Consider the following 21,399-nt stretch of genomic DNA (forward strand, 5'->3'; position numbering starts at 1 on the left):
CAACATCCTGCGCCAGCACCCCGAGAAAAGCTCAATCAAGGGCAAGATCAAGCGAGCCGGATGGGACGACGCCTTCCTCCTCTCACTCCTCGGCCATATGCGATAGCCCTGCCTCGAAAGGGGAGAGGGTAGGGTGAGGGGATGCGGCGCGAAGCGGCGCTCTGCGGTCCATCAACCAGCTCAGTGCGGCCGAAACGCCCCCCTCACCCTACCCTCTCCCCCCGAAGGACGGGTGGAGAGGAGGAGACTGGGCCGGCCAAGCCTGTCGTCCATCCGCCCCCCAGACACGAAGAGGGCGCTTCCGGCCGTGCCGGAAGCGCCCTCGCCTGTCCCCACAGGCAGACCTTGTCGCCCCGAGGCGCCACGTCTTCAAAACATGGCGTGTTTGTGGCGGATATGACGGTGTTCGCCAAGCCGCGAGATTGTCGCAGGCATGAGGGAGCCCCGGCGCTCTTGGGGAGATCCGGGGCTCAAGCGAAGGCGGTGTCGGGGGCGACCAAGCCTTCGCACCACATGAATACGCGAGCCTCGCGTGCGTTCCGTGACGTCGGAACTTTAATCGCGGGCCCGGCCGCGCAGGCCGAAACCGCCCTCGCCGTGGCCGCCCAGGCTGGAGAACCGCGCCTCCTCGGCCTTGTGGAAATATTGCGAGGCCACCAGCCAGGCCTTCACCGGCCTAAGGCTGGCCAGGCAGCCCACGATCAGCGCCGGGAAAGTGGTCAACAGATGCGCCCAGATCGGCGGATGCCAGGCGACCTCGGCCCAGGTGAACAGGGCGATGACCACGATACCGACCCCGCTCATTACGAAGAAGGCCGGGCCGTCGGCCGGATCGGCGAAGCCATAGTCCAGGCCGCAACGGTCGCAGGACTTGGCCACGGTCAGGAAGCCGGCGAACAGCCTGCCCTCGCCGCAACGCGGGCAGCGGCAGCGCAGGCCGGAGACGATCGGCAGCGGCGGGTTGTGGGGCATGCAGACAATCCTTGAATTGATACATACAATTGACTAGTAATGTATGTATTCCTCGCTGGACTTGCAACCATGAGCCTCCCCACCGCCCGCTGGCTGAGCCGCATCGACCGCGACGAGGGCCCGATCTACCTGGCCATCCTCAAGGCGCTGGCCGCCGCCATCGCCGACGGCGAACTTCAGGCGGGCGAGCAGCTTCCGCCGCAGCGCGCCGTGGCCGCCCAGCTCGGCGTCGACTTCACCACCGTCACCCGCGCCTATGCCGCGGCCCGGGCGCGAGGCCTGGTGGAGGGGGCGGTGGGTCGCGGCACCTTCGTGCGCGGTCGCGCGGCCGAGGACGAGGCCGGCCTGGTCGATCTCTCGATGAACTTGCCCCCGCCGCCGCTCGACCTCTCGCTTGGCCGGATGCTGAAGGAGACCAGCCGCGCCGTCCTCGACCGCACCGATCCGGCCGCGCTTATGGCCTACCACCCCGGCGCGGGGTCGCTGGCCCAGCGCACGGCCGGCGCCGCCTGGCTGGCCCCGACCGTAGGCGAGGTGGCTCCCGACCGCATCCTGGTCTCCCCCGGCGCCCAGACGGCGCTGGCCGCCCTGTTCACCACCCTGATGCGCCCCCGCGACGCCCTGGTGGTCGAGCCCCTGACCTATCCCGGCGCCCTGGCCCTGGCCGCCCACCTCGGCCTGCGCCTGGTCCTCTGCCCCATCGACGGCGAAGGCATGCAGCCCGAGGCCCTGGAACGGCTCTGCGCCGAGCATCGCCCCAAGGCCATCTACTTGATCCCCACCCTGCAGAACCCCGTCGCCACCACCATGGGCCTGGCGCGGCGCCAGGACGTGGCGCGCATCGCCCGCGCGGCCGGCCTCCCCATCGTCGAGGACGACGCCTATGGCCGGCTGCCGGGAACACCCTTGCCCGCCCTGGCCTCCCTCGATCCGGAGAACGTCTGGCACGTGGCGACCCTGTCCAAGGCCCTGTCGCCCGGCCTGCGCACCGCCTTCGTCGCCGCCCCCGACGCTGCGGCCGCCCAGCGCCTGGCGCTCGCCCTGCGCGCGCTCTCCCTGATGGCCTCGCCGCTCACCGCCGCCGTGGCCACCACCTGGATCCGGGAGGGCGCCGCCGAACACCTGCTGGCCGCCATCCGCGCCGAGGCCCGCGCCCGCCAGGCCCTGGCCCGCGAGATCCTGCCCCAAGCGGTCGGCGGTCCCGACGGCGTGCATGTCTGGCTGGACCTGCCGCAGGGCCGCGACCCGGCAAGCCTGCGCGCCAGCGCCGCCCAGCGCGGCCTCTCCCTGGTCACCGCCGAGTCCTTCGCCGTGGGCCCGACCTCGCGCAACGGCCTGCGCATCTCCCTCGGCGGCCAGGCCCGCCGCGAGGTCCTCGCCCAGGCCCTGCAGGCCGTGGCGGCGCTTATCCAATAGTTCCGTTCATCCCCGCGAAAGCGGGGACCTAGGTTTTTTCCGCTCTTTCGGCGCTGACAACAAACGCCTGGGTCCCCGCTTTCGCGGGGATGAACGGTGACTAGTAGGAGGAGCAACCGCCCTACCCCATCACCTCCAACCGCTCCAGCCCGCGGAAGAACGGCAGGGTCCGCCACACAGGCTCCGCCGCGGGATCGGCCAGCCGCAGGTCCGGGAACCGGTCGAACAGCCGCACCAGGGCCACCTGGGCCTCCAGCCGGGCCAGGGGCGCGCCGATGCAGATGTGCGCCCCGCCGCCGAACGCCACGTGCGGCTTGTGCTTGCGCGCCACGTCGAAGCGGTGCGGGTCCTCGAAGGCCTCCGGGTCGCGATTGGCCGCCCGCAGCGAGAACATGAAGGACTCCGACGCCGCCACCGGGCAGCCGCCCACCTCCATGTCGCGCGAGGCGACCCGGCCGGTGATGTCCACCGGCGGCTCGTAGCGCAAGGTCTCCTCGACCACCGCGCTCACCAGGCCCGGATCGGCCTTCAGCTTGGCCAGTTCCTCAGGGTGGGTCAGCAGCAGCCGCACCCCGTTGCCGATCAGGTCGGTGGTGGTCAAGTTGCCGCCCACCAGCAGGGCGCCCAGATTGATCCGCAGCTCGATGTCGCTGATCGGCGCGCCGTCGGCCTGCAGCCGCGTCATGTCCGAGATCAGGTCGTCCCGGGGCGCGGCCTTGCGCGCCGCGATGGTCTGCGTCCAGTACGCCGTGAGCGCGGCGCTCGAGGCCTCCATCCGGACCGTCTGCGCTTCGGTGCGGAACGGGTTGAGGCTCTGGATCACGTCCTCGGACCAGACCCGGAATTCCGCCAACCGGTCATGGTCGACCCCCAGGATCGAGGCGATCACGTCGATGGGGATCGGCACGCAGAAGGCGGTCATCAGGTCGAAGGGCGCGCCGGGCTCGATGCGATCCAGGACCTCGTCGACGATCCGCTCCACCTCCGGCCGGAACTTGGCCACCCGGGCGTACAGCGCCTGGGTCAGGGGCTGGCGGATGCGCGCGTGGTCGGGGTCGTCCAGCAGCAGGATGCTGGTGGTCTCGCCGCGATTGTCCGGATCGGCGTCGGCCTCCACCAGACTGCGCGACAGGAAGGACTTCCCGTCGGCCCGGATCGGATCGCGCCACAGGGTGCGGTCCGACACCATGCCGCGCACGTCGGCGTAGCGGGTCAGGACCACGCTGCCCGAGGCGGTGTCGCGATGCACCGGGCAGCGGGCGCGCAGGTCGTCCAGCAGGACATGCGGGTCTGCGCGATAGGCGGGATTGAGCGGCGTCAGCTCGAACACCGTCGGAAGGGCTTGGTCGGCCATCTCGTCCTCCACCGTTGGCTTGGAGGATAGGCCGGGTTCCCTTGCGGCGGTCTAGGAAATTTACCCGGCCCGGTACGGCAGGTAGCCCCGCTCGACCATGCGCCGCAGCGCCTCATAGGCCTCGGTCAACTCCTCGAAGGCCAGGCGCATCTCCGCCAGGCGGTTCACCTGCTCAGGGTTCGGGGGCTGGGAGGTCTCGGTGCAGGCCAGCGCCGCGGCCACCCACTGGGCCCGGGCGATGGCCGCGGCCACCGCCAGGCGCTGGAACTTGCCGGCGTCGGCATGGCCCAGCACATGGGCGATGACCTCCTGGTTGGAGGCGTAGACGGTGTAGTCGATCCGCTCCATCTGCCCGCGCAACCGGCGCTGGGCCTGCGGATCGAGCATGGCGTCGGGCTCGAAGTGGTCGATGGCGCGTCTGACGCTCGAGGTCCTGGTGACGGACATAGCGGTCTCCCATCTCGGTCGACCCATCCTGGGAGTCGGACTTTAAGGTTCGATTGACGGGTGAACCTCGAGCGGTCTCGCGCGCTTAGGACTTCGATCGCTACAAGGAAGTCGTCATGCGCCTCGCCATCCTCGCCCTCGCCGCCCTCGCCGCCCTCTCGCTCGCCGCCTGCTCCAGGTCCGCCGAGAAGGAAGCCATCGCCCAGGCCGACGCCATCGAGGCCCAGGGCGAGCTCAAGGCCGACGCCCTGGAGAATAAGGCCGACGCCGCCGACGCGCAGGCCGGCGCCATGACCGGCCCCGCCGAGGCCAACGCCGAAGCCCAGGCCGACTCCATGCGCACCCAGGCCGACGCCACCGAGCAGGCAGCCGACGCCAAGGCCGAGGCCATCGAGAAGAAGTAGGACATTGGCTGGCGTCCGGCTCACGCCGGGCGCCTTCGCCTTGGCTTCCGCCGCTCGGGGCGCTAAACGGCGGACATGAGCGACACGCCCCCCGACCGCCTCTCGGTCAATCCGAACAGCCCCTTCCACGACGCCGCGGCCCTCGAGCGCGGGGTGGGCGTCGTCTTCAAGGGCGTCGAGAAGACCAATGTCGACGAATATTGCGTCAGCGAAGGCTGGGTCCGCCTCAGCGTCGGCAAGACCGTCGACCGCAAGGGCAACGCCATGACCGTGAAGCTGCAGGGCGAAGTCGTCCCCTACTTCCAGGACATCGCGACGGCCCCCGAAGACTAGGCCGTCCGTTGCTCCGGCGAAGCCGGATTCGAACCACGAACCTCACGAACGACACGAACGGAGCCGACCTCCATCGGCCGCGAGGCTGCACGTTCGTGTGGTTCGTGTGGTTCGTGGTTTCCCTCTCCTGGACATTGGCGGCCGGGCCCACCGGGCAGGCCAATAGGTGCGCCAGCTTGATTTCGCGCGCCCAACGGTCCCCACTTCAGCGTGGTGTTCTCGGAGCAGAATCGATGAGGGCTTGGGGTCTGATCCTGGCTATGGCGCTGGCGGCGACCGCCGCCCGGGCCGAGACGGTCTATGTCCGCGCCGGCAAGCTCATCGATCCCGAGAAGGGTGTCGTCCAGGCCGACCAACTGATCAAGGTGGTCGACAGCCGCGTGGCCGCGGTCACCGCCTGGACCCTGGCGCCCGCCGATGGCCGCCTCATTGATTGGTCGGCCTACACCGTCCTGCCGGGCCTGATCGACATGCACACCCACGTCGCCGACGGCTATGGGACCACCAGCGATCCCGCCGAGCCCCTGAAGCACTCGGCGACCGCCACCATCCTCAAGGGCGCCGAAACCGCCCGCGTCACCCTGCGGGCCGGATTCACCAGCGTCCGCGACGCGGGCGTCTATCGCGGCCTCAGCGACGTGGCCCTGCGCGACGCCATCGAGGCCGGCCAGGTCGAGGGCCCGCGCATGAAGGTCGCCGGCGCCTATATCACCGTCCCGGGAGGAGGCGGGGCCGTGACCGGCGCGGCGCCCGACGTGGTCATTCCGGCCGATTTCAAGCTGGGCGAGGTGCGCAACCCCGGCGAGGCCCGCGACCGGGTGCGCTACCTGCTCCAGCAGGGGGCCGACTTCATCAAGCTCATCGGCACCGGCGCGGTCCTGGCCATCGGCAGCGAACCCGGCCAGCTCGAGCTCAGCGAAGCCGAGATGAAGGCCGCCTGCGACGAGGCCGCCGCCCACGGCAGCTACTGCATCGCCCACGCCCACGGCGCGGCGGGCATCAAGGCCGCCATCCGCGCCGGCGCCCGCTCCATCGAGCACGCCTCCCTGATCGACGACGAAGGCATAGCGCTGGCCAAGGCCAAGGGCGTCTGGCTGGACATGGACATCTATGACGGCGACTGGATCGACGAAGTCGGCCGCCGCGAGGGCTGGCCCGCCGAGTACCTGCGCAAGAACACCGAGACCACCGAGTTCCAGCGCCAGGGCTTCCGCAAGGCGGTTAAGGCCGGGGTCAAGCTCAGCTACGGGACCGACGCCGGGGTCTATCCCCACGGCCTGAACGGGCGGCAGTTCGCCTACATGGTCCGCTACGGCATGACGCCCATGCAGGCCATCCAATCGGCCACCACGGTCGCCGCCGCCCTCATGGGCGCCAGCGCCAATGTCGGCGCCCTCAGCCCCGGCCACTACGGCGACATGATCGCCGTCTCGGGCGACCCGCTCACCGACATCGAGACGCTCACCCGCGTGAAGGGAGTCGTCAAGGGCGGAAATCTGGTGAATATTCCGTAAACAGGACGCTCCGCTGGCATGACATCTGCGACGCCGCCGCTGCGCCTGGACAAGTTGTGTCACAGTGAGAGGCGCGGAACGGAATGGCTGACGTGCTTCTCAGCGGCCCTGCGCACGAACCTCCCGCCGCCACCAGAGCGGACATCTCGAAACGCGCCGGGATGATGCTTCTGCGGCTGTCGCCCTGGGTGGTGTTCGGACCGATCACCGGCGTCCTGAGCGAGATGGCCCTGCGGTCTCATCGCCGCGGCCGGCCCATGCTGGCTGTGAGCTATGTCGTCCTGAACGTCGCCATCCTGCTGGCCATCCCCGCGCTCACCGCCTATCTCGCCTCGCGGCTCTGAGGTCGGCGCTTCCTGGCGCGCTTGCACGAACCCACCCCCCAAACGCTCGTCATGGCCGGGCGCAAGTCCCGGCCATCCATGATCTCCGAGTCAGCGGATTTGTCTGAAAACCCAGCGCGTATGGGTCCCCGACACGCGCTCCGCGCGGTCGAGGATGACAAGCATCGGGGGGATGACCTGGGCGCTCATCGGTTACGCTTGGTCGATTGACTCTCTCGCCTCGGCGAGCGCTCACTCGCCGCGTTCGAGGGAGATCCGCCGCATGGCCAAGTTTCAAAACATCCTGGAGACGGTGGGCGACACCCCCGTGGTGCGGATCAACCGCCTGGCTCCGCCCCATGTGAACCTCTACGCCAAGGTGGAGGCCTTCAACCCGCTGGGCTCGGTCAAGGACCGCCTGGCGCTGGGGGTCATCGAGGCGGCCGAGAAATCCGGCGCGCTGAAGCCCGGCCAGACGGTGATCGAGGCCACCAGCGGCAACACCGGCATCGGCCTGGCCATGGTCTGCGCCCAGAAAGGCTACCCCCTGGTGGTGGTCATGGCCGATAGCTTCAGCGTCGAGCGGCGCAAGCTGATGCGGTTCCTGGGCGCCAAGCTGGTGCTCACCCCCGCCGCGCATCGCGGCACCGGCATGGTCGCCAAGGCGGTCGAGCTCGCCCAGAAACACGGCTGGTTCCTGACCCGCCAGTTCGAGAACGAGGCCAATCCCGACACCCACTCGGCCACCACCGCGCGCGAGATCCTCCGCGATTTCGAAGGCGAGCGCCTGGACTATTGGGTGACCGGCTACGGCACGGGCGGCACGCTGAAGGGCGTGGGCCGCGTGCTGCGCCAGGAACGCCCCGAGACCAAGATCGTGGTGTGCGAACCGCAGGACGCCCCCCTGCTCGGCAGCGGCGCGCGCCAGGCCCGCAACCCCGACGGCTCGGCGTCCGAGGGCCACCCGGCCTGGAAGCCCCATCCGCTGCAAGGCTGGACCCCGGACTTCATCCCCAAGCTGACCGGGGACGCGGTGGATATGGGCCTCGCCGACATGATCCTGCCCATCGAGATGGCCGACGCCATGGGGCGCAGCAAGGACCTGGCGCAGAAGGAAGGCGTCTTCGTCGGCATCACCGCCGGCGCCACCCTGGCCGGCGCGCTGCGCATCGCGCGGGACGCGCCGCAGGGGGCCAACATCCTCTGCATGCTGCCCGACACCGGTGAGCGCTACCTCTCGACTCCGCTGTTCGCCGACGTCTCCATCGAGATGACTCCCGAGGAGCTCGAGATCGCCCGTTCGTCCCCGATGTTCGCCGACGTCCCGGCGCCGGCCTGAGGGGCGCCGTCGGCCGACCCACCCACGCTCGTCATGGCCGGGCGAAAGTCCCGGCCATCCATGAACTCCGAGTCAGCGGATGTGCCGTCAACCCGGAGCGTATGGATCCCCGACCCGCGCATCGCGCGGTCGAGGATGACGATCCTGAGGGTGGAATGCGTTGTCTCGCCCGTCGCCCCTACAGCTCCGTGAAGCTCTCGAACCCGCCGAAGATCATGCGCTTGCTGTCGAACGGGCAATCGGCGGGCCCCTTCAGGCGCGGGTCGGCCATCACCTTGGCGTTGATCTCGTCGCGCGCCTGGCGCGAGGCGTAGGTGATCCAGGAGAACACCACGATCTCATCGTCCTTGGCCTGGACGGCCTGGGGGAACGAGGTCAGCTCGCCCATCGGCACGTCGTCGCCGATGCACTCCACATAGGATAGTGCGCCATGCTCCTTCCAGACCTCCCCGGCGAGACGCGCTATCTCCTTATAGGCCTCGATATTGGCCTTCGGGACCGCCAGGACGAAACCGTCGACATAGGACATCTTGCATCTCCGCATTGGTCGCTTCGTCCATAGGACGCGCGCCGGGAGAGCGTTCCGACAAGGGCCAGTGAATTTTCGCCCCCAACCAGCAGGTGACTCGCGCCCTTCTCCCCTTGCGGGAGAAGGTAGCCTTGCGGAGCAAGGTCGGATGAGGGGTTTCTCAGAACTCTGAGGCTGGCGCGCGGTGAAGCCGGAATCGAACTCGGACGTGCGCGGCTGCGCCGCCACTCGCCGGATAGGCCTATCGACCCCTCATCCGACCCCGCTGTCGCGGGGCCACCTTCTCCCACAAGGGGAGAAGGATCCAGAGACGTCAATTCGCGAAGCGGTTCAGTGCGGCCCGGCCAAATGATGCAGATCGCCCGGCATGGCCGGGGTGTTCACGCCCTCGCTCCACGGGCCCTGGACCGCGCGGGCCCGCCGCCGCGACGCGCGCGCGGCCAGGAAATCCTGCAGCAGGGCGGCCCAGCCAAAGGGAACGTCCTTATGCAACCGGCTCAGCTCTTCCATCGTCCTTCTCCGTCCACATCCCTTTCCGGGCATGGGGAAGATCGCCCCGCGGCCGCCTCGTGACAAACGCGTCCTCCTGCTCTATGCATTAGGGCTGCTTATGTCGGACATCCTCGCCACCATCCCGCTCAGCGCCATCCGGATCTTCGAGGCCGCCGCGCGCCTGAAGAGCTTCACCCGCGCCGCCGAGGAGTTGGGCGTCACCCAGGCGGCGGTGAGCTGGCAGGTGAAGGCCCTGGAGCGCCGGCTGGACCAGGCCCTCTTCCAGCGCCTGCCGCGCGAGGTCGTGCTGACCGCCGCCGGCCAGCGACTGGCCCGCGCCGCCAGCGAGGCGGTGAACCTGCTACGCGCGGCGCTGGACGACCTCACCGAGACCGGCGAGGGGGTGGTGGCCATCACCACCATGCAGACCCTGGCCACCCAGTGGCTGGCGCCGCGGATCGGCGCCTTCCAGGTCGCCCACCCGAAGCTCGCTGTGCGGCTTGAGGCCAGCGGCCGGCTGGTGGACCTGATCCACGAGAACATGGATGTGGCGGTGCGCGGCGGCTATGGCGACTGGCCGGGCCTGGAGGCTCACTTCCTCTTCCCGTCCGAGCAGACGCCGCTCTGCACCCCGCAGGTGCTCGAGGGCCTCGGCGGGCTGGACAAGCCCGAGGACCTGCTGGCCGCGCCGCGCATCGGCTCGCCCGACGAGTGGGCGACCTGGTTCCATTTCGCGGGCGTGACAACCCCGGGACCGAGCGCATCGCCGCCGCGCCTCATGGCCGACACCCAGACCCTGGAGGTCGCCTCAGCCCTGGCCGGCCAGGGCGTGGCGCTGGGCTCGCCGATCCTCTTCCAGACCGAGATCGCCGCCGGGCGGCTGGTGCGGCCGTTCAGGGCCACCATGCCGCTGGGCGGCGGCTACTGGCTGGCCTATCCGAAGGACCGTCGCCGCTCCGCCAAGATCGTCGCCTTCCGCGACTGGCTGCTGGCCTGCGTCGCCGACCTGCCAGAGTAGACCAGGCGGCGAGCGTCGTGGTTCTATCCTGCACCCTCAACAACCGGAGCCGTTCATGAGGACCAGCCTGATCGCCCTGGCGGCGGCGCTGATATCCGTCGCGCCTGCCTACGCCCAGACCATCGTCATCGTCCGACACGGTGAGAAGGCCGACGCCTCGTCCGACCCGGCCCTGTCGAGCGCTGGAGAAGCCCGCGCCCTGGCCCTGGCCTCGGCGCTGAAGGCCGCCCGCGTCACCGCCGTGATCGCCACGCCGCTGAAGCGCACCCGGTCCACCGCCCAGCCCACCGCCGCCGCGGCTGGCCTCACCGTCACCAACATCGGCTTCGACGGCGGCCAGCCGACCCATGTCGCCGCCGTCACCGCCCTGGCCCGCCAGGCCCCGGCGACGGCCACCGTCCTGGTGGTCGGCCACAGCAACACCGTCCCGGAAATCGCCCGCGCGCTCGGCGACGCCGATCCGCAGCCGCTCACCGAGTGCGACTTCGACCGCATGACCGTCATCCAGCTCGGGGCCGGCGCGCCCAAGGTGGTCCATGCGCGCTACGGCGCCCCCACCTCGGCCTGCTGAGATCCTCTAGATCGCCGCGCAGCTCGCCAGGTTCACAGGGCCCACCTTGGTGCGCGTCCAGGCGCCATCGACCTTGTTGAATTCCGCGAAGCCGGACTGCGAGCGGTACTCGGCCCGGGCCTCGTCCCAGCCTTCCCAGCTCATGGCCACGACGATCTTGGTCGAGACCCCCTTGGCCTGCTCGGCCGGGGCGATCTCGCGCTCGCCCTTGCAGGCGACCTCGAAGGCTTGGCAGCCCTTGCCGTCCTTGGCCTTGCACTCGGCGTCGGAGGCCACGATCGCGTCGTGCCAGCCGCGGATCGCCACGTCGAGGCCCGCATACTTGTCCTGTCCGGCGCCGGCGCTCTTGCCGGCCTCTCCGCAACCGCCCAGGGCCAGGAGGCCCGCCGCCACGATCACGGTCGAAAATCTGCTCACGTTTCGCTCCAGCTGTCGGCCGCGCCCCGCGGCCTGTCTCCGCCCATAACGCATAAATGACGGCGAAGGCATGACGCGGCGCCGACTTAATCGTCGCATGGAGCCCATCGCCCAATCTTGCCGCAACACGACGGCGATTCGGCGGTTCACCGCGGCCTTGGCCTGATCGCATCGGACTTGATTGACACGTCGCCACCAGCGGCGAAGGGTCGCTCTACCTTAGGGAGTTGTCCAATGTCGAAGCTTGTCGCGCCGGTTGCCGCAGCTGCTCTCCTCGCCTGGGCCGGATCGGCTTCTAGCGCATCGGTGGTCGTTCAGGGCCAGCTTGTCGCTGAACTGGGTTACCCGTATGTCGACCCCCATCTGTCGCTGGGCGATCCCGTCACGGCGCTCATAACGTTCGATCCCTATAAGGCCATTCAGTTGGGGAAAACCGGCTATTCGCTCGCCCCGATGAGCGCCCTGCATGTCTCGTCGAACGGGTTCACGATGCCATTCTCCGACATATACGACCACGAGCCCATCGCCGTTCAGTATTTCGAGACCAACTGCGAAGCGGAATTCGGGCCGGGTTGTAGTCACACGGACGAAACCCGCTTCGTGACGGACGCCGCCATCCTTTACAAAGGATCTACGGTGATCGGATTGATCGGAACGTCCGCGCCAAGTGATTTCGATATCGGCCCGGACTATGACCTTGGATCGAGCATGGACCCGGGGCCAGATGCCACCGACTACATAGGCTGGCACGGCTACTGCTTGAGGCAGAGCAACTCCGAATCCTATGACTGCGACGGAAGGGGCAATTGGACCGCCACCAGCGACTTCTGGATCAAGGCGCCAACCTATACGAGCACCTATTATACCCAAGGCTTTCGGGGCGTATGGGATTTCGACGGCGCTAGGATCGTCGGCATTCCCGAACCCTCAACCTGGGCCATGATGATCATGGGCTTCGGCCTGGCCGGCGCGGCCCTGCGCCGCCGCGCGGTCGCCGCCTAGAGCCGCTTGCGCCGCAGCAGCGCCACCGCTCCCAGCGCCAGGCCCAGGAACACCAGCCCGCCTGGGGCCGGGAAGAACCACCAGCCTCGGCTGAGGTCGAATCCGCCGGCCGCGACCACCGCGGCCAGCAAGATGTTGGGCGCCGCGTGGCCGGCCGCCGCCGCCCACCACGTCCTCGCCCGCTCGCGCAGCCGGGTCAGCAGCTCGCGATAGACCAGGCAGCCGGCAACGAAGGCGGCCAGCATGGCCGGCGGCGCGGCCTCCAGGTCCGGGAACAGCCCCACCTTCAGCATCGCCGGGATCAGGTGCCAGGCCGCCCAGACCACGCCCAGGACCGGCACGCCTGCCCGGCGGCCGAAGGCCTTGACCGCGAGCGCCAGGCCGCCGGCGGCCCAGCCCAGCTCCTCCAGCACGCTGGTAAACGCCCCGGCGCCCATCAGCGCCGCCAAGGTCCGCGCCGGGATCGCTCCGGGCCAGGCCCCCACGCCCGAGACCAGCGCCGCGATCAGGGCCAGCCCGGCCACCGCCAACGAGACGCCGGCCGCCGCCGCGACCCAGGTCCAGCGGGGCTTGGCTCCGCCCTCGCCCAGCCCGCGATTGAGGATCAGTCCGGCCAGGCCGGGGCTCAGGATCATGGCCAGCTTGCCCAGGTCGACCATCCGCGGGTCGCCCAGCGCCATCAGCCCGCCCGGCAGGGCCAGAACCGCCAGGACGAAGGCGGCGAACCGCGCGCGAGCCGCGAGCCTCAAAGCCGCTCGCGCTCTTCCCCAAAGGTGACGGCCGGCGGGTCTGGCTCCCAGCAAACCTCATACTCGGCCAGCCAGCCCACGGCGTCCTGCATGGGCCCCGGCGTCAGCCGGCAGGTGACCTTGCGGCCGGTCTTGCTGCGGCTGATCAGGCCGGCGTCCGCCAGCACGTCCAGGTGCTTCATCACCGAGGGCAGCGACATGGCGAAGGGCGCCGCGAGTTCGGAGACCGACATGCCCTGCCGCTGGCGCAGCTGCGCCAGCAAGGCGCGCCGGGTCGGGTCGGACAGGGCCGCGAAGGTTCGGTCGAGTTTGGATTCGTTAACCATCATCGACGCCTACGCCCCCAGGCGTCGAAGTCAACCTCGCCTGTTAGGCGAAATGGACAATCACAGGTCGCGCGCCCGGGCATCGCCGTGCGCCTGGATCACGAGGTGGCCGGGCCTAGCCCCGCGCCAACATCTCGCCCATGGCCCGATGCAGCATGTTGACGGCCTTCAGCGGTCGCACCATCACCTTGAACCGGGTGATCTGCCCGGCCGGGTTCCACCAGATCATGTCGACGCCGTTGATCGCCACTCCCTCCACCTCGCAGGCGAACTCCAGCACCGCCGAACCCTCCGCCCGCCATTCGCCCAGATAGCGGAACGTGCCGTTGTTCAGCAGGCGCAGGGCCGAGGCCAGGTACTTGATGGTGATCGCCTTGCCCACCTGGGGCGTGTGCACGATGGGGCTCTCGAACACCGCCCCCTCGGCGATGAGGTCCAGCAGCCCGGCGGGGTCGGAGGCCTCGATCAGGTCGTGCCAGCGGGAAAGCGCGGTCATGGGCGGGGCCTCCGGATGGGTCGCGCCCACCATGGCCGGTGTCCCTTGCGGAAAGGAATTGGTTTTCGCCCCCCGGAGCCCCTAAGCCGCGTGGGCCCGAGAATAGCTGTCCAGCTGGGCCATGATCGCCGCCATGGCGCCGCTCGGCAGGCCGTCGTCGCCGCCGATCTCGCCCTCGGCGTAGATCAGGGCAAGGCGGTCGCGCGCCCGGCTGACCCGGCTCTTCACCGTGCCGACCGCCACGCCGCTGATCGCGCTGACCTCCTCGTAGGACATGCCCCCCGCCCCCACCAGGATCAGGGCCTCGCGCATGTCGGCCGGCAGCATGGCCAGCGCCCGGCGCAGCTCGTCCAGCTCCAGGCCGGCGGCCGGGTCGGAGATCGAGACCAGGGTCCGCTCGGCGACCTCGGGATCCAGCGGCTGCGAGCGCCAGGCGCGTCGCATGTCGGAATAGAACTGGTTGCGCAGGATCATGAAGACCCAGGCCTTCATGTTGGTCCCCATGGTGAAGCTCTTCTCCGACGCCAGCGCCTTGGCCAGGGCGTCCTGCGCCAGGTCGTCGGCATAGGTCCGGTCGTTGCACAGCGACCGCGCGAAGGCGCGCATATGGGGGATGAGGCCGATCAGGTCGGTCCGGAAGTCGTTCGTCGGCCCGTCACACGTGGTCGTGGTCTTGGTCATTGTTGGTCCTCCGTACGGACTGAAACGCCCCCCGAACCGAATGGCTCCGCTTGTTGACCAAAATTTCTGGAGCGCGCGCCTAGACCGCCGGCCGCGCGCATCCGGCGCCGCAGGACGGCGTCAGCGCGCGGTAGCGGGCCGCCTTGGCCGGGTCCTTGGCGAGATCCGCGGCCCGGGCCGCGCCGGAGAGCCCGCCATACCGTCCCGGCGCCCGGGTCAGCGAGGCCTCGAACGCCGCCAGGGCCTCGGCCGGCCGGTTCAGCTCCAGCAGCAGCTCGCCCAGCTGTTCGCGGGCCGGCAGGATCTGGCCCGGCGTCACCGGGTGCTTCTCCGTGGCGTCGTCCAGGTCGGCGGCGGCGCGCATCAGGCCCACGGCCTCATCGCCCCGTCCCTCCGCCTTCGCCAGCCACGCCGCGGCGATCTGGCGCTCGATATCGACCTGCTTGCCCCAGTCATACTCCCCCGGCTTCGCCGGCAGGGCCTTCACGATTTCGTCCAGCCGCGCGACCTCCGCCCGCGCCAGCTCGACCTTGCCGGAGCGCGCCGCGCCGACCGCGCGGGCGAAGTGGATGTGGGCCTGCGCCCAGCGGAATCGCGCCCAAGGCACGGCCGTCACGGACTCCGGGGGCAGCGCCAGGGCCGCCGCCTCATCCCACCGCCGCCGCTCCAGGGCGTAGCGCGCCGGGATCGCCGCCATGGAATAGGCGACCTTGAAGTTCGGCGGGTCGACCCGCGCGATCCCATTGAGCTCGTCCAGCACCCCGCGCGCCTTGGCGTCGTCGCCCAGCTGCAGATAGGCATAGGCCAGGTAGTCCATGGCGTGCAGCTGCTCGTCCCAGGCGCCGGGCATCTTGTTGCGCGCCGCATGGGCCTTGGCCGCCGCCTCCGCCTTCAGGTCCGAGGCGATGGCCTCCTTCCACAGGCCCAGCCGCGTGAAGATGTGCGAGGGCATGTGCTGGGCGTGGGCCGAGGCCGGCGCGATCCCGGCATAGCTGCGCGCCGCGGGCAGGGCCAGGTGCGCCAGCGGCGGGTAGTCGTAACTGTGGATCAGATAGTGTGAGACGCCCGGATGGCGCGGCTGACGCGCCAGCACCGCGTTGAGCAGCCCGGCGGCCTCCTTCTCCCGCGCGAAGCTCTCGTCATTGTCCATGGTCCCGGCCGCGATCAGGGCCAGGGCATAGAACACCGCCGCCTCTTGGTCGTCGCGATAGCGGCTGTGCAGCCCGCGCATGGCGTCCACATAGGCCAGCACGCGGGGCCCGTGGCCCACCGTGCCGGCGTCCCGATAGAAGGCCGCCATGGCCGCCACATAGTCCCGCTCCCGCTCGGTCGGCGCGCCCAGGGCCTGGGCCTTGGCGACCGCGTCGGCGCCCTTCGCCAGCTCCCCGGGCCCAGGCGGCGCCCAGAGCGGATGGTAGTGGCTCATGGCCACGCCCCACTGGGCCATGGCGCAGTTCGGGTCCGCGCCCGCCGCCTCGAGGAAACTCTTCTCGGCCTCCTCGTATTCGAAGGAATGCAGCCAGGCGATCGCCCGGTTGAACGTCGCCTGCGCCTGCGGCCGGCAGGAGGTCGCGAACGCCACCTCGCCCAGTTCGGCGGCATGGTGCTCATGCTGCGCCCGCGCGGAGCTCGCGCAGGCGACGATGGCGGCGGCGAACAGCAGGGCCTTCATCGGAGATCTCCAGCCGGCGAACCCGGCGGGGCAGCCTCCGACCAATGCGGGGTGTTTGCAACCTCGCTGGTGCCCATGGCCGGCCTAAATCGCATCCGAAGCCATTGTATTAAAACGCGTCCTCGGGCCGAGAACTTTTCGCGAAGTTGCGAATTGTGGCGATCGGGCGCGGAGCGCCGCCGCCCCACGGGCGCGCCCGCGCCTAGGGTCCGGTCTCTGGGGGAGGCCGGGCCCTTTCCGCGTTCCGGGCTCGATCACCCCGATTTCCGAAGCCCTCGTCCGCCCCCTACTTCTTCCGCACCCTTACCGACCCGCCGCCCACCAGCGCCTGGGCCTGGAACTTCCCCGTCGCCCGGATCAGGTCCGAGAGTTTCGCGAAGCCATAGGTCCGCTGGTCGAAGTCCGGATAGGCGTTGCGCAGGCGGTTGGCGATGGCGCTGACCGTGGCCCAGCCCTCGTCGTCGTCGATGTCGGCCATCACCGTCTCGATCAGCGGCACGGCCTCGATGGCCTTGCGCTTGGCCGGCGACGGCGGGGCGGCCTTCGCGCCCTTGGCGGCGGGCTCGGCCAGGGGCGCGGTCAGGTTCTCGGTATAGATGAACCGCGTGCAGGCCTGGCGGAAGCTCTCGGGCGTCTTCTGCTCGCCGAAGCCGTAGACCGAGACCCCCTCCTCCCGGATGCGCGAGGCCAGCCGCGTGAAGTCGCTGTCCGACGAGACCAGGCAGAAGCCGTCGAAGCGCCCGGCGTTCAGCAGGTCCATGGCGTCGATGACTAGGGCGATGTCGCCGGCGTTCTTGCCCTTGGTGTTGGCGAAGTTCTGCTGCGGCTGGATGGCGAACCGCGCCAGGACCTTGGTCCACTGGTTCATCTGGGCGCTGGAGAAGTCGCCATAGATCCGCCGGGCGCTGGCCTCGCCGATGGTGGCGATCTCGGTGAACAGGGCCTCGGCGATGCGGGCCGAGGCGTTCTCCGCGTCGATCAGCACCGCCAGGCGCGGGGCGCGGCTCTCGTTCGACATGGGATATCCTTCGTGGGCGTGTGCTCACAGCCTTAGCCCCGGCCGCCGAGGCGCGCTATGCCGCAACCCCAACTTAACCGCGCCGCTGCTACACCCTCCCCGGGGGACGCTTGATCGACGAGACGCCAGTATGCGCGCAGCCCTTCGTCTTGCCCTCCTCCTCACCCTCGCCGCCCCGTTCCCGGCCGCCGCCGGGGAGTTCGAAGACGACGTCCTGGCTGAGATCAATTACGCCCGCGCCAACCCCGCCCAATATGCCCGCGAACTGCGCACCGCCGCCTCCGAGCGCCAGTACGGCGGCGGCCTGGCCAGTGTCGGCTATGCCGACGAGGACGCCCTGCACGAGGCCGTAGCCTTCCTACAGGCCCAGCCGCCCCTGCCGCCCCTGCGCCATGACCAAGGCCTGGCCGCCGCCGCCCACGCCTTCGTCGGCGCCCAGTCCCGGCGCGGCGACGAGGGCCACGGCCGAGGTCCCGATGCGCTGGGCCCTCGGCTGCAGCGCCACGGAGTCTATGCCGGGCTCACCGCCGAGAGCCTCTCCTACGGCTACGACAATCCCCGCGACGTGGTGATCCAGCTGGTGGTCGATAGCGGAGTCCCCGGCCGCGGCCACCGCAAGGACATCTTCCGCCGGTCCTACCAGGCCGCCGGCATCGCCTGCGGCCCGCACGCCGTCCACGGCGCCATGTGCGTCATCGACTACGCCGGGGCCTTCGTGCAGCGCTAGGCGCCGCCGGTTTCGGCGCCCTGAGTGTTTGGGGACCAAAGCTCGCCGAACGATGGACTCCGCCGAAATCCCGTGGCTTAAGCTCCACAGTGCTGGGTTGTGGGGTCGGACCGTCGGGTCCGTGGGGCCCGCCCTCAAGCGTTGGATTGGCGGCCAGGTCGGCCGTCTCGGGGGAGCGACCGGCATATGCTTGCAAGTGTGAAGCCTTCGGCGGCGGCGCTGTTCGGCGCGGCGCTTATCTGCGCGACGCCGAGCCAGGCGGCGACAGTCATCCAGTCGGCGAGCTTCGACCGCGCGCCCCATGCCGAGGTCATCCAGCACAAGCCGCCGGCCGACATCGGCGTCACCGAGTTCGTCCGGGCCGGAACCCTCGAGACCCAGGTCCACTTCGCCGGGTTCGATCAGACCCTGGGAACCCTGACCGGCGTGCGGGTGCAGCTTGCGTCCACCCAGGACTTCAGCGGCGGGCTCAGCATCGTCGGCGGCGGCTCCGCCTACGCGACGGACCTCGACTATTCCAGTTCCGTCGAGTTCGGCGGCCAGTCCGTGTGGACCGCGGGCAGCTATTTCTTCCTCGACGATAACATCTACTGCCTAACCCAGGGCGCCCCCTTCTGCCTCAACGGGACAAAGGCCATTCAGAGCTTCGGCTTCGACGTCGCGGCCCTGGACCTGAACCCCTTCCTGGCTCCGGGCGGCGTGGACCTCGGGCTCAAGTCGATCATCGACCTGGACACCGTGATCTACGGAATGACCGGCGGCAGCATCCTCACCTCGAGCGCCGAGCTCAACTGGGACGGCGACCTGCGCGTCGTCTACACCTACGACCCGGCCATCGTTCAAGTCCCGACCGGCGTGCCAGAGCCCGCCAGCTGGGCCATGATGATCGTCGGCTTCGGCCTCTCCGGCGCCGCCCTGCGTCGGACGCGCAGGTCCGGCCACGTCGCGGTCAGTTAATTCGCCGTAGCCGCCCGCCCCGCGCCATGCGGCCGGCGCCTCAGCTCGGCCGGGGACCGCCGGGCCTCCCGTCGGATCAGCCGCCGCAGAGTCGAGGGCTCGGCGTAGCCCACGCGGCGCGCCACCTCGTCGACGCTCAGCCGCGTGGTCTCCAGCAGCCGCTCGGCCGCCTCCATCCGGATGCGCTGGGCGAACCTGACCGGCGAGAGGCCGCAGACCGCCGCCAGCCGCCGCGCGAAGGTGCGCGGGGCCAGGCCCGCCGCGGCCGCCAGCTCGTCCATGCCGAAGTCGCGTGCGATGTTGGCGCGCGCCCAGGCCTCGGCCCGGGCGATCAGCGCGTCCTGCCCCGCCAGGAAGCTCACCGCCATGTAGGGCGCCTGGGAGCGTCGCTGGTCCAGCAGCAGGTAGCGGGCGCACGCGTCGGCCAGGCCGGGGCTGGCGAACCTGGCGATCACCGCAAGCATCAGGTCCATCTGCGCCATCGCCGCCCCCGCCGTGGCGATCGGCCAGTCGGCCACCACGATCTGGTCAGCCGCCAGCTCCACTTCGGGGTGCAGCCGGCGGAAGGCCGGCGCCAGCCACCAGGTGGTCGTGGCTCGCCGCCCCGACAGCAGTCCCGCCTGGGCCAGGATGAAGGTGCTGGCGCAGGAGGCGGCGATCGAGGCCCCGGCCGCCCGGGCCTTCGCCGCGATCCCGGCGGCCCGCTCCACGGCCGGGGTCGCCAGCCGAGCCAACAGCTCGGATTCGGAGCGTACGCCCAGGCCGGGGATGATCAGCAGGTCCCCCGGCTCGAACGCCACCGTCGCCCGGCCCGTGCGCAGGGTCGTCACCTCGAACGGCGCACGGCGCCCGCCGTTCAGGCTCACCTGGTTGGCGGTCTCGAGCGCGTCGAGGGTGATGGCGAGGCTTGAGGCCATGCCGTCCGGCAGCGCCAGGACGCGGACTCGGGTCATTGGCGAATTATCCCTGAAAGGTGTCGTATTCGACCCTACCGCCCGGCCCGGCCCCGCGCAAACCTCACCGCGACGAAAGGACCCCGCCCATGCCCCACCGGACGATGACGCAGGACGATCCCCTGGAGGACTTCGAGCGCCGTGAGTTCACCTTCGAGGACGCCGCCAAGCGCGTCCATGTGGCCGGGACCGGCCCGGCGGTGATCGTCATGACCGAGATGCCGGGCATCAGCCCGCAGGTGGCCCGCTTCGCCCGCTGGGTCCGCGACGCTGGCTTCACTGTCTACATGCCCTCGCTGTTCGGCCGCGACGGGGCGGTCCCGGACGCCGACGAGGGTGCGGTCGTCTTCCGCCGGGCCTGCGTCAGCGCCGAGTTCCGCGCCTTCGGCGCCGGCCACACCGCCCCGGTCACCCGGTGGCTGCGCGCCCTGGCCCGCCACGCCCACGCGGCCTGCGGCGGCCCGGGGGTGGGCGCCATCGGCATGTGCTTCACCGGCAATTTCGCGCTGACCATGATGCTGGAGCCCGCGGTCCTGGCCCCAGTGCTCTCCCAGCCCTCCCTGCCGCTCGACGAGCCCGGCGGCCTGGACATCGCGCCCGACGACGTCGCCGCGATCGGCGACCGCCTGGAGGCCGACGACCTCACCGTCCTGGCCTACCGCTTCGCCGGCGACCAGGTCTGTCGCGCCGAGCGGTTCGCAGCCCTGTCCCAGGCGCTGGGCGAACGCTTCGTCGGCCGCGTCCTGCCCGACAGCGCGGCCCACACCGATCCGCCGTCCTTCTTCCAGCGCCACGTGGCCTTCCCCCACAGCGTGGTCACCGCTCACTTGATCGATGAGGCGGGCCAGCCGACCATCGCCGCTCGCGACGAGATCCTCGCCTTCTTCCGACATCGGCTCCAAGCCTGAGACCCGCCCATGCCCGCTTCCGACTCCGAGTCCTACGTCCTGATCCTCCATGAGGTGGACGACTACGCGGCGTGGAAGGCGGTGTTCGACGCCGCCGCGGATCTGCGCAAGGCCGCCGGCGAGCTCAGCTTCCAGGTCCTCAGCGCCGACAGCGACGCCAACCAGGTCGCGCACATCTCACGCTGGCGTAGCCTGGACGCCGCCCGGCGTTTCTTCGAGTCGCCGGAGTTGGTCGAGATCCGCCGCCAGGCGGGCGTCCGCGCGCCGCGGTTCATCTATCTCGACGAACGCGACCGCGGCGACCTTTAGCCGGGAAACCGGGCAGGGCCGCTGTCGCTGAAATTCGGCGCCTTCACGTGGCGTCCGTCATCGCCTCCTCATAGGTTGCTTTAGAGTTTTTGCGTTGTCGCGGAAGATCAAGGGCATCGGCGCGCGACACGCTGCGGGCGGACGCCGAGACGCGGCTGAGCGCCTGCGAGGCTCTGCCCGACGCCTACGCGTAGGGCGTCTTCAGCGCGCCCACGAAACAACTGAGGACGGCCGCATGAAGCAGGATGGCGAAACGCTCACGGCCAATGCTTCAACCTCACGCGGTCTGCGAGCGGTCCCCCGCGGCGTCTGGGCGATCGGCTTCGTCTCCATGTTCATGGATATCTCCTCGGAGATGATCCACAGCCTGTTGCCCGTGTTCCTGGTGGGCACGCTCGGCGCCAGCGTCGCCATGGTCGGGTTGATCGAAGGGGTCTCCGAAGCCGCGGCCTCGACCACCAAGGTCTTCTCC

The 21,399-nt window shown here is 70.0% G+C and carries 26 protein-coding genes and 1 pseudogene; 14 read left to right on the plus strand and 13 right to left on the minus strand.

Translation table 11 applies throughout. The features are described 5' to 3' along the window. Positions 1-555 precede the first annotated feature (555 nt). Positions 556-972: a DUF983 domain-containing protein gene (locus Q8Q88_RS12780; protein WP_305675568.1), complete on the minus strand. Its 417-nt coding sequence runs from the start codon at positions 970-972 to the stop codon at positions 556-558. A gap of 69 nt (positions 973-1,041) precedes the next feature. Between Q8Q88_RS12780 and Q8Q88_RS12785 the strand changes: the two genes are divergently transcribed. Then, the gene (locus Q8Q88_RS12785; protein WP_305675569.1) at positions 1,042-2,388 is read left to right on the plus strand and encodes a PLP-dependent aminotransferase family protein; all 1,347 of its coding nucleotides are present in this window, start codon (positions 1,042-1,044) and stop codon (positions 2,386-2,388) included. Between the two features lie 121 nt (positions 2,389-2,509). On the opposite strand, the gene Q8Q88_RS12790 is transcribed toward Q8Q88_RS12785, so the two are convergent. Both Q8Q88_RS12790 and Q8Q88_RS12795 read right to left on the minus strand, forming a co-directional pair. Beyond that, entirely contained in the window at positions 2,510-3,742 is a 1,233-nt protein-coding gene (locus Q8Q88_RS12790) for a cytochrome P450 (RefSeq protein ID WP_305675570.1), read from the minus strand. A 60-nt stretch (positions 3,743-3,802) separates the two neighbouring features. After that, the gene (locus Q8Q88_RS12795) at positions 3,803-4,189 is read right to left on the minus strand and encodes a hypothetical protein (RefSeq protein WP_305675571.1); all 387 of its coding nucleotides are present in this window, start codon (positions 4,187-4,189) and stop codon (positions 3,803-3,805) included. Between the two features lie 116 nt (positions 4,190-4,305). Between Q8Q88_RS12795 and Q8Q88_RS12800 the strand changes: the two genes are divergently transcribed. The 5 genes from Q8Q88_RS12800 (at position 4,306) to cysK (ending at position 8,102) form a co-directional block, all read left to right on the plus strand. Then, on the plus strand, positions 4,306-4,593 hold the full coding sequence (locus Q8Q88_RS12800; protein ID WP_305675572.1) for a hypothetical protein: 288 nt from the start codon (positions 4,306-4,308) through the stop codon (positions 4,591-4,593). 75 nt (positions 4,594-4,668) lie between these two features. After that, positions 4,669-4,926: a DUF3297 family protein gene (locus Q8Q88_RS12805; protein WP_305675573.1), complete on the plus strand. Its 258-nt coding sequence runs from the start codon at positions 4,669-4,671 to the stop codon at positions 4,924-4,926. A gap of 233 nt (positions 4,927-5,159) precedes the next feature. Next, positions 5,160-6,440: an amidohydrolase family protein gene (locus tag Q8Q88_RS12810; RefSeq protein ID WP_305675574.1), complete on the plus strand. Its 1,281-nt coding sequence runs from the start codon at positions 5,160-5,162 to the stop codon at positions 6,438-6,440. 83 nt (positions 6,441-6,523) lie between these two features. Next, positions 6,524-6,784 carry a hypothetical protein gene (locus Q8Q88_RS12815; RefSeq protein WP_305675575.1) on the plus strand — a complete coding sequence of 87 codons (261 nt, stop codon included), beginning with the start codon at positions 6,524-6,526 and terminating at the stop codon, positions 6,782-6,784. 262 nt (positions 6,785-7,046) lie between these two features. After that, positions 7,047-8,102 (plus strand): cysteine synthase A, encoded by a 1,056-nt coding sequence (gene cysK, locus Q8Q88_RS12820; RefSeq protein ID WP_305675576.1) that lies wholly within the window; start codon positions 7,047-7,049, stop codon positions 8,100-8,102. A 178-nt stretch (positions 8,103-8,280) separates the two neighbouring features. Here the strand turns inward: cysK and Q8Q88_RS12825 are convergent, their stop codons facing one another. Both Q8Q88_RS12825 and Q8Q88_RS12830 read right to left on the minus strand, forming a co-directional pair. Then, positions 8,281-8,631 (minus strand): DUF1428 domain-containing protein, encoded by a 351-nt coding sequence (locus Q8Q88_RS12825; RefSeq protein ID WP_305675577.1) that lies wholly within the window; start codon positions 8,629-8,631, stop codon positions 8,281-8,283. Positions 8,632-8,961: 330 nt separating this feature from the next. Next, positions 8,962-9,141, minus strand: a complete 180-nt coding sequence (locus tag Q8Q88_RS12830) for a hypothetical protein (RefSeq protein WP_305675578.1) — start codon at positions 9,139-9,141, stop codon at positions 8,962-8,964. 100 nt (positions 9,142-9,241) lie between these two features. Between Q8Q88_RS12830 and Q8Q88_RS12835 the strand changes: the two genes are divergently transcribed. Continuing rightward, positions 9,242-10,141 (plus strand): LysR substrate-binding domain-containing protein, encoded by a 900-nt coding sequence (locus Q8Q88_RS12835; RefSeq protein WP_305675579.1) that lies wholly within the window; start codon positions 9,242-9,244, stop codon positions 10,139-10,141. A gap of 55 nt (positions 10,142-10,196) precedes the next feature. Next, positions 10,197-10,712 (plus strand): histidine phosphatase family protein, encoded by a 516-nt coding sequence (locus Q8Q88_RS12840; protein ID WP_305675580.1) that lies wholly within the window; start codon positions 10,197-10,199, stop codon positions 10,710-10,712. A gap of 6 nt (positions 10,713-10,718) precedes the next feature. On the opposite strand, the gene Q8Q88_RS12845 is transcribed toward Q8Q88_RS12840, so the two are convergent. Continuing rightward, on the minus strand, positions 10,719-11,129 hold the full coding sequence (locus tag Q8Q88_RS12845) for a hypothetical protein (RefSeq protein WP_305675581.1): 411 nt from the start codon (positions 11,127-11,129) through the stop codon (positions 10,719-10,721). Positions 11,130-11,363: 234 nt separating this feature from the next. Here Q8Q88_RS12845 and Q8Q88_RS12850 point away from each other — a divergent pair, with 234 nt between their 5' ends. Beyond that, positions 11,364-12,131, plus strand: a complete 768-nt coding sequence (locus tag Q8Q88_RS12850; RefSeq protein WP_305675582.1) for a PEPxxWA-CTERM sorting domain-containing protein — start codon at positions 11,364-11,366, stop codon at positions 12,129-12,131. Here Q8Q88_RS12850 and Q8Q88_RS12855 read toward each other — a convergent pair. The 6 genes from Q8Q88_RS12855 to Q8Q88_RS12880 all read right to left on the minus strand — a co-directional run bounded on the left by Q8Q88_RS12855 (position 12,128) and on the right by Q8Q88_RS12880 (position 17,073). Further along, on the minus strand, positions 12,128-12,880 hold the full coding sequence (locus Q8Q88_RS12855) for a type II CAAX prenyl endopeptidase Rce1 family protein (RefSeq protein WP_305675583.1): 753 nt from the start codon (positions 12,878-12,880) through the stop codon (positions 12,128-12,130). The two genes, Q8Q88_RS12850 and Q8Q88_RS12855, sit on opposite strands and share 4 nt — an antisense overlap. Next, complete coding sequence (locus Q8Q88_RS12860) at positions 12,877-13,209, minus strand: helix-turn-helix transcriptional regulator (RefSeq protein WP_305675584.1); 333 nt, start codon at positions 13,207-13,209, stop codon at positions 12,877-12,879. Before Q8Q88_RS12860 ends, Q8Q88_RS12855 begins: the two co-directional genes overlap by 4 nt. A gap of 112 nt (positions 13,210-13,321) precedes the next feature. Continuing rightward, positions 13,322-13,702, minus strand: coding sequence for a nuclear transport factor 2 family protein (locus Q8Q88_RS12865; protein ID WP_305675585.1), 381 nt, complete (start codon positions 13,700-13,702; stop codon positions 13,322-13,324). Between the two features lie 81 nt (positions 13,703-13,783). Continuing rightward, positions 13,784-14,383 carry a sigma-70 family RNA polymerase sigma factor gene (locus Q8Q88_RS12870; protein ID WP_305675586.1) on the minus strand — a complete coding sequence of 200 codons (600 nt, stop codon included), beginning with the start codon at positions 14,381-14,383 and terminating at the stop codon, positions 13,784-13,786. 79 nt (positions 14,384-14,462) lie between these two features. After that, entirely contained in the window at positions 14,463-16,055 is a 1,593-nt protein-coding gene (locus Q8Q88_RS12875; RefSeq protein ID WP_305675587.1) for a hypothetical protein, read from the minus strand. A gap of 286 nt (positions 16,056-16,341) precedes the next feature. Continuing rightward, positions 16,342-17,073: an NYN domain-containing protein gene (locus Q8Q88_RS12880; protein WP_305675588.1), complete on the minus strand. Its 732-nt coding sequence runs from the start codon at positions 17,071-17,073 to the stop codon at positions 16,342-16,344. Between the two features lie 130 nt (positions 17,074-17,203). Between Q8Q88_RS12880 and Q8Q88_RS12885 the strand changes: the two genes are divergently transcribed. Both Q8Q88_RS12885 and Q8Q88_RS12890 read left to right on the plus strand, forming a co-directional pair. Next, complete coding sequence (locus Q8Q88_RS12885) at positions 17,204-17,800, plus strand: CAP domain-containing protein (RefSeq protein ID WP_305675589.1); 597 nt, start codon at positions 17,204-17,206, stop codon at positions 17,798-17,800. A 186-nt stretch (positions 17,801-17,986) separates the two neighbouring features. Next, entirely contained in the window at positions 17,987-18,757 is a 771-nt protein-coding gene (locus Q8Q88_RS12890) for a PEPxxWA-CTERM sorting domain-containing protein (protein WP_305675590.1), read from the plus strand. On the opposite strand, the gene Q8Q88_RS12895 is transcribed toward Q8Q88_RS12890, so the two are convergent. Then, the gene (locus Q8Q88_RS12895; protein WP_305675591.1) at positions 18,754-19,710 is read right to left on the minus strand and encodes a GlxA family transcriptional regulator; all 957 of its coding nucleotides are present in this window, start codon (positions 19,708-19,710) and stop codon (positions 18,754-18,756) included. The two genes, Q8Q88_RS12890 and Q8Q88_RS12895, sit on opposite strands and share 4 nt — an antisense overlap. Before the next feature lie 89 nt (positions 19,711-19,799). On the opposite strand from Q8Q88_RS12895, the gene Q8Q88_RS12900 reads away from it, so the two are divergent. The 3 genes and pseudogenes from Q8Q88_RS12900 to Q8Q88_RS12910 all read left to right on the plus strand — a co-directional run. After that, positions 19,800-20,618, plus strand: coding sequence for a dienelactone hydrolase family protein (locus Q8Q88_RS12900; protein WP_305675592.1), 819 nt, complete (start codon positions 19,800-19,802; stop codon positions 20,616-20,618). Positions 20,619-20,627: 9 nt separating this feature from the next. Next, on the plus strand, positions 20,628-20,927 hold the full coding sequence (locus Q8Q88_RS12905; protein ID WP_305675593.1) for an antibiotic biosynthesis monooxygenase: 300 nt from the start codon (positions 20,628-20,630) through the stop codon (positions 20,925-20,927). A 235-nt stretch (positions 20,928-21,162) separates the two neighbouring features. Further along, positions 21,163-21,399, plus strand: a pseudogene (locus tag Q8Q88_RS12910) (hypothetical protein); the annotation flags it as partial.

The sequence above is a fragment of the Phenylobacterium sp. genome (genome assembly GCF_030697925.1).
Classification (GTDB): Bacteria; Pseudomonadota; Alphaproteobacteria; order Caulobacterales; family Caulobacteraceae; genus Phenylobacterium.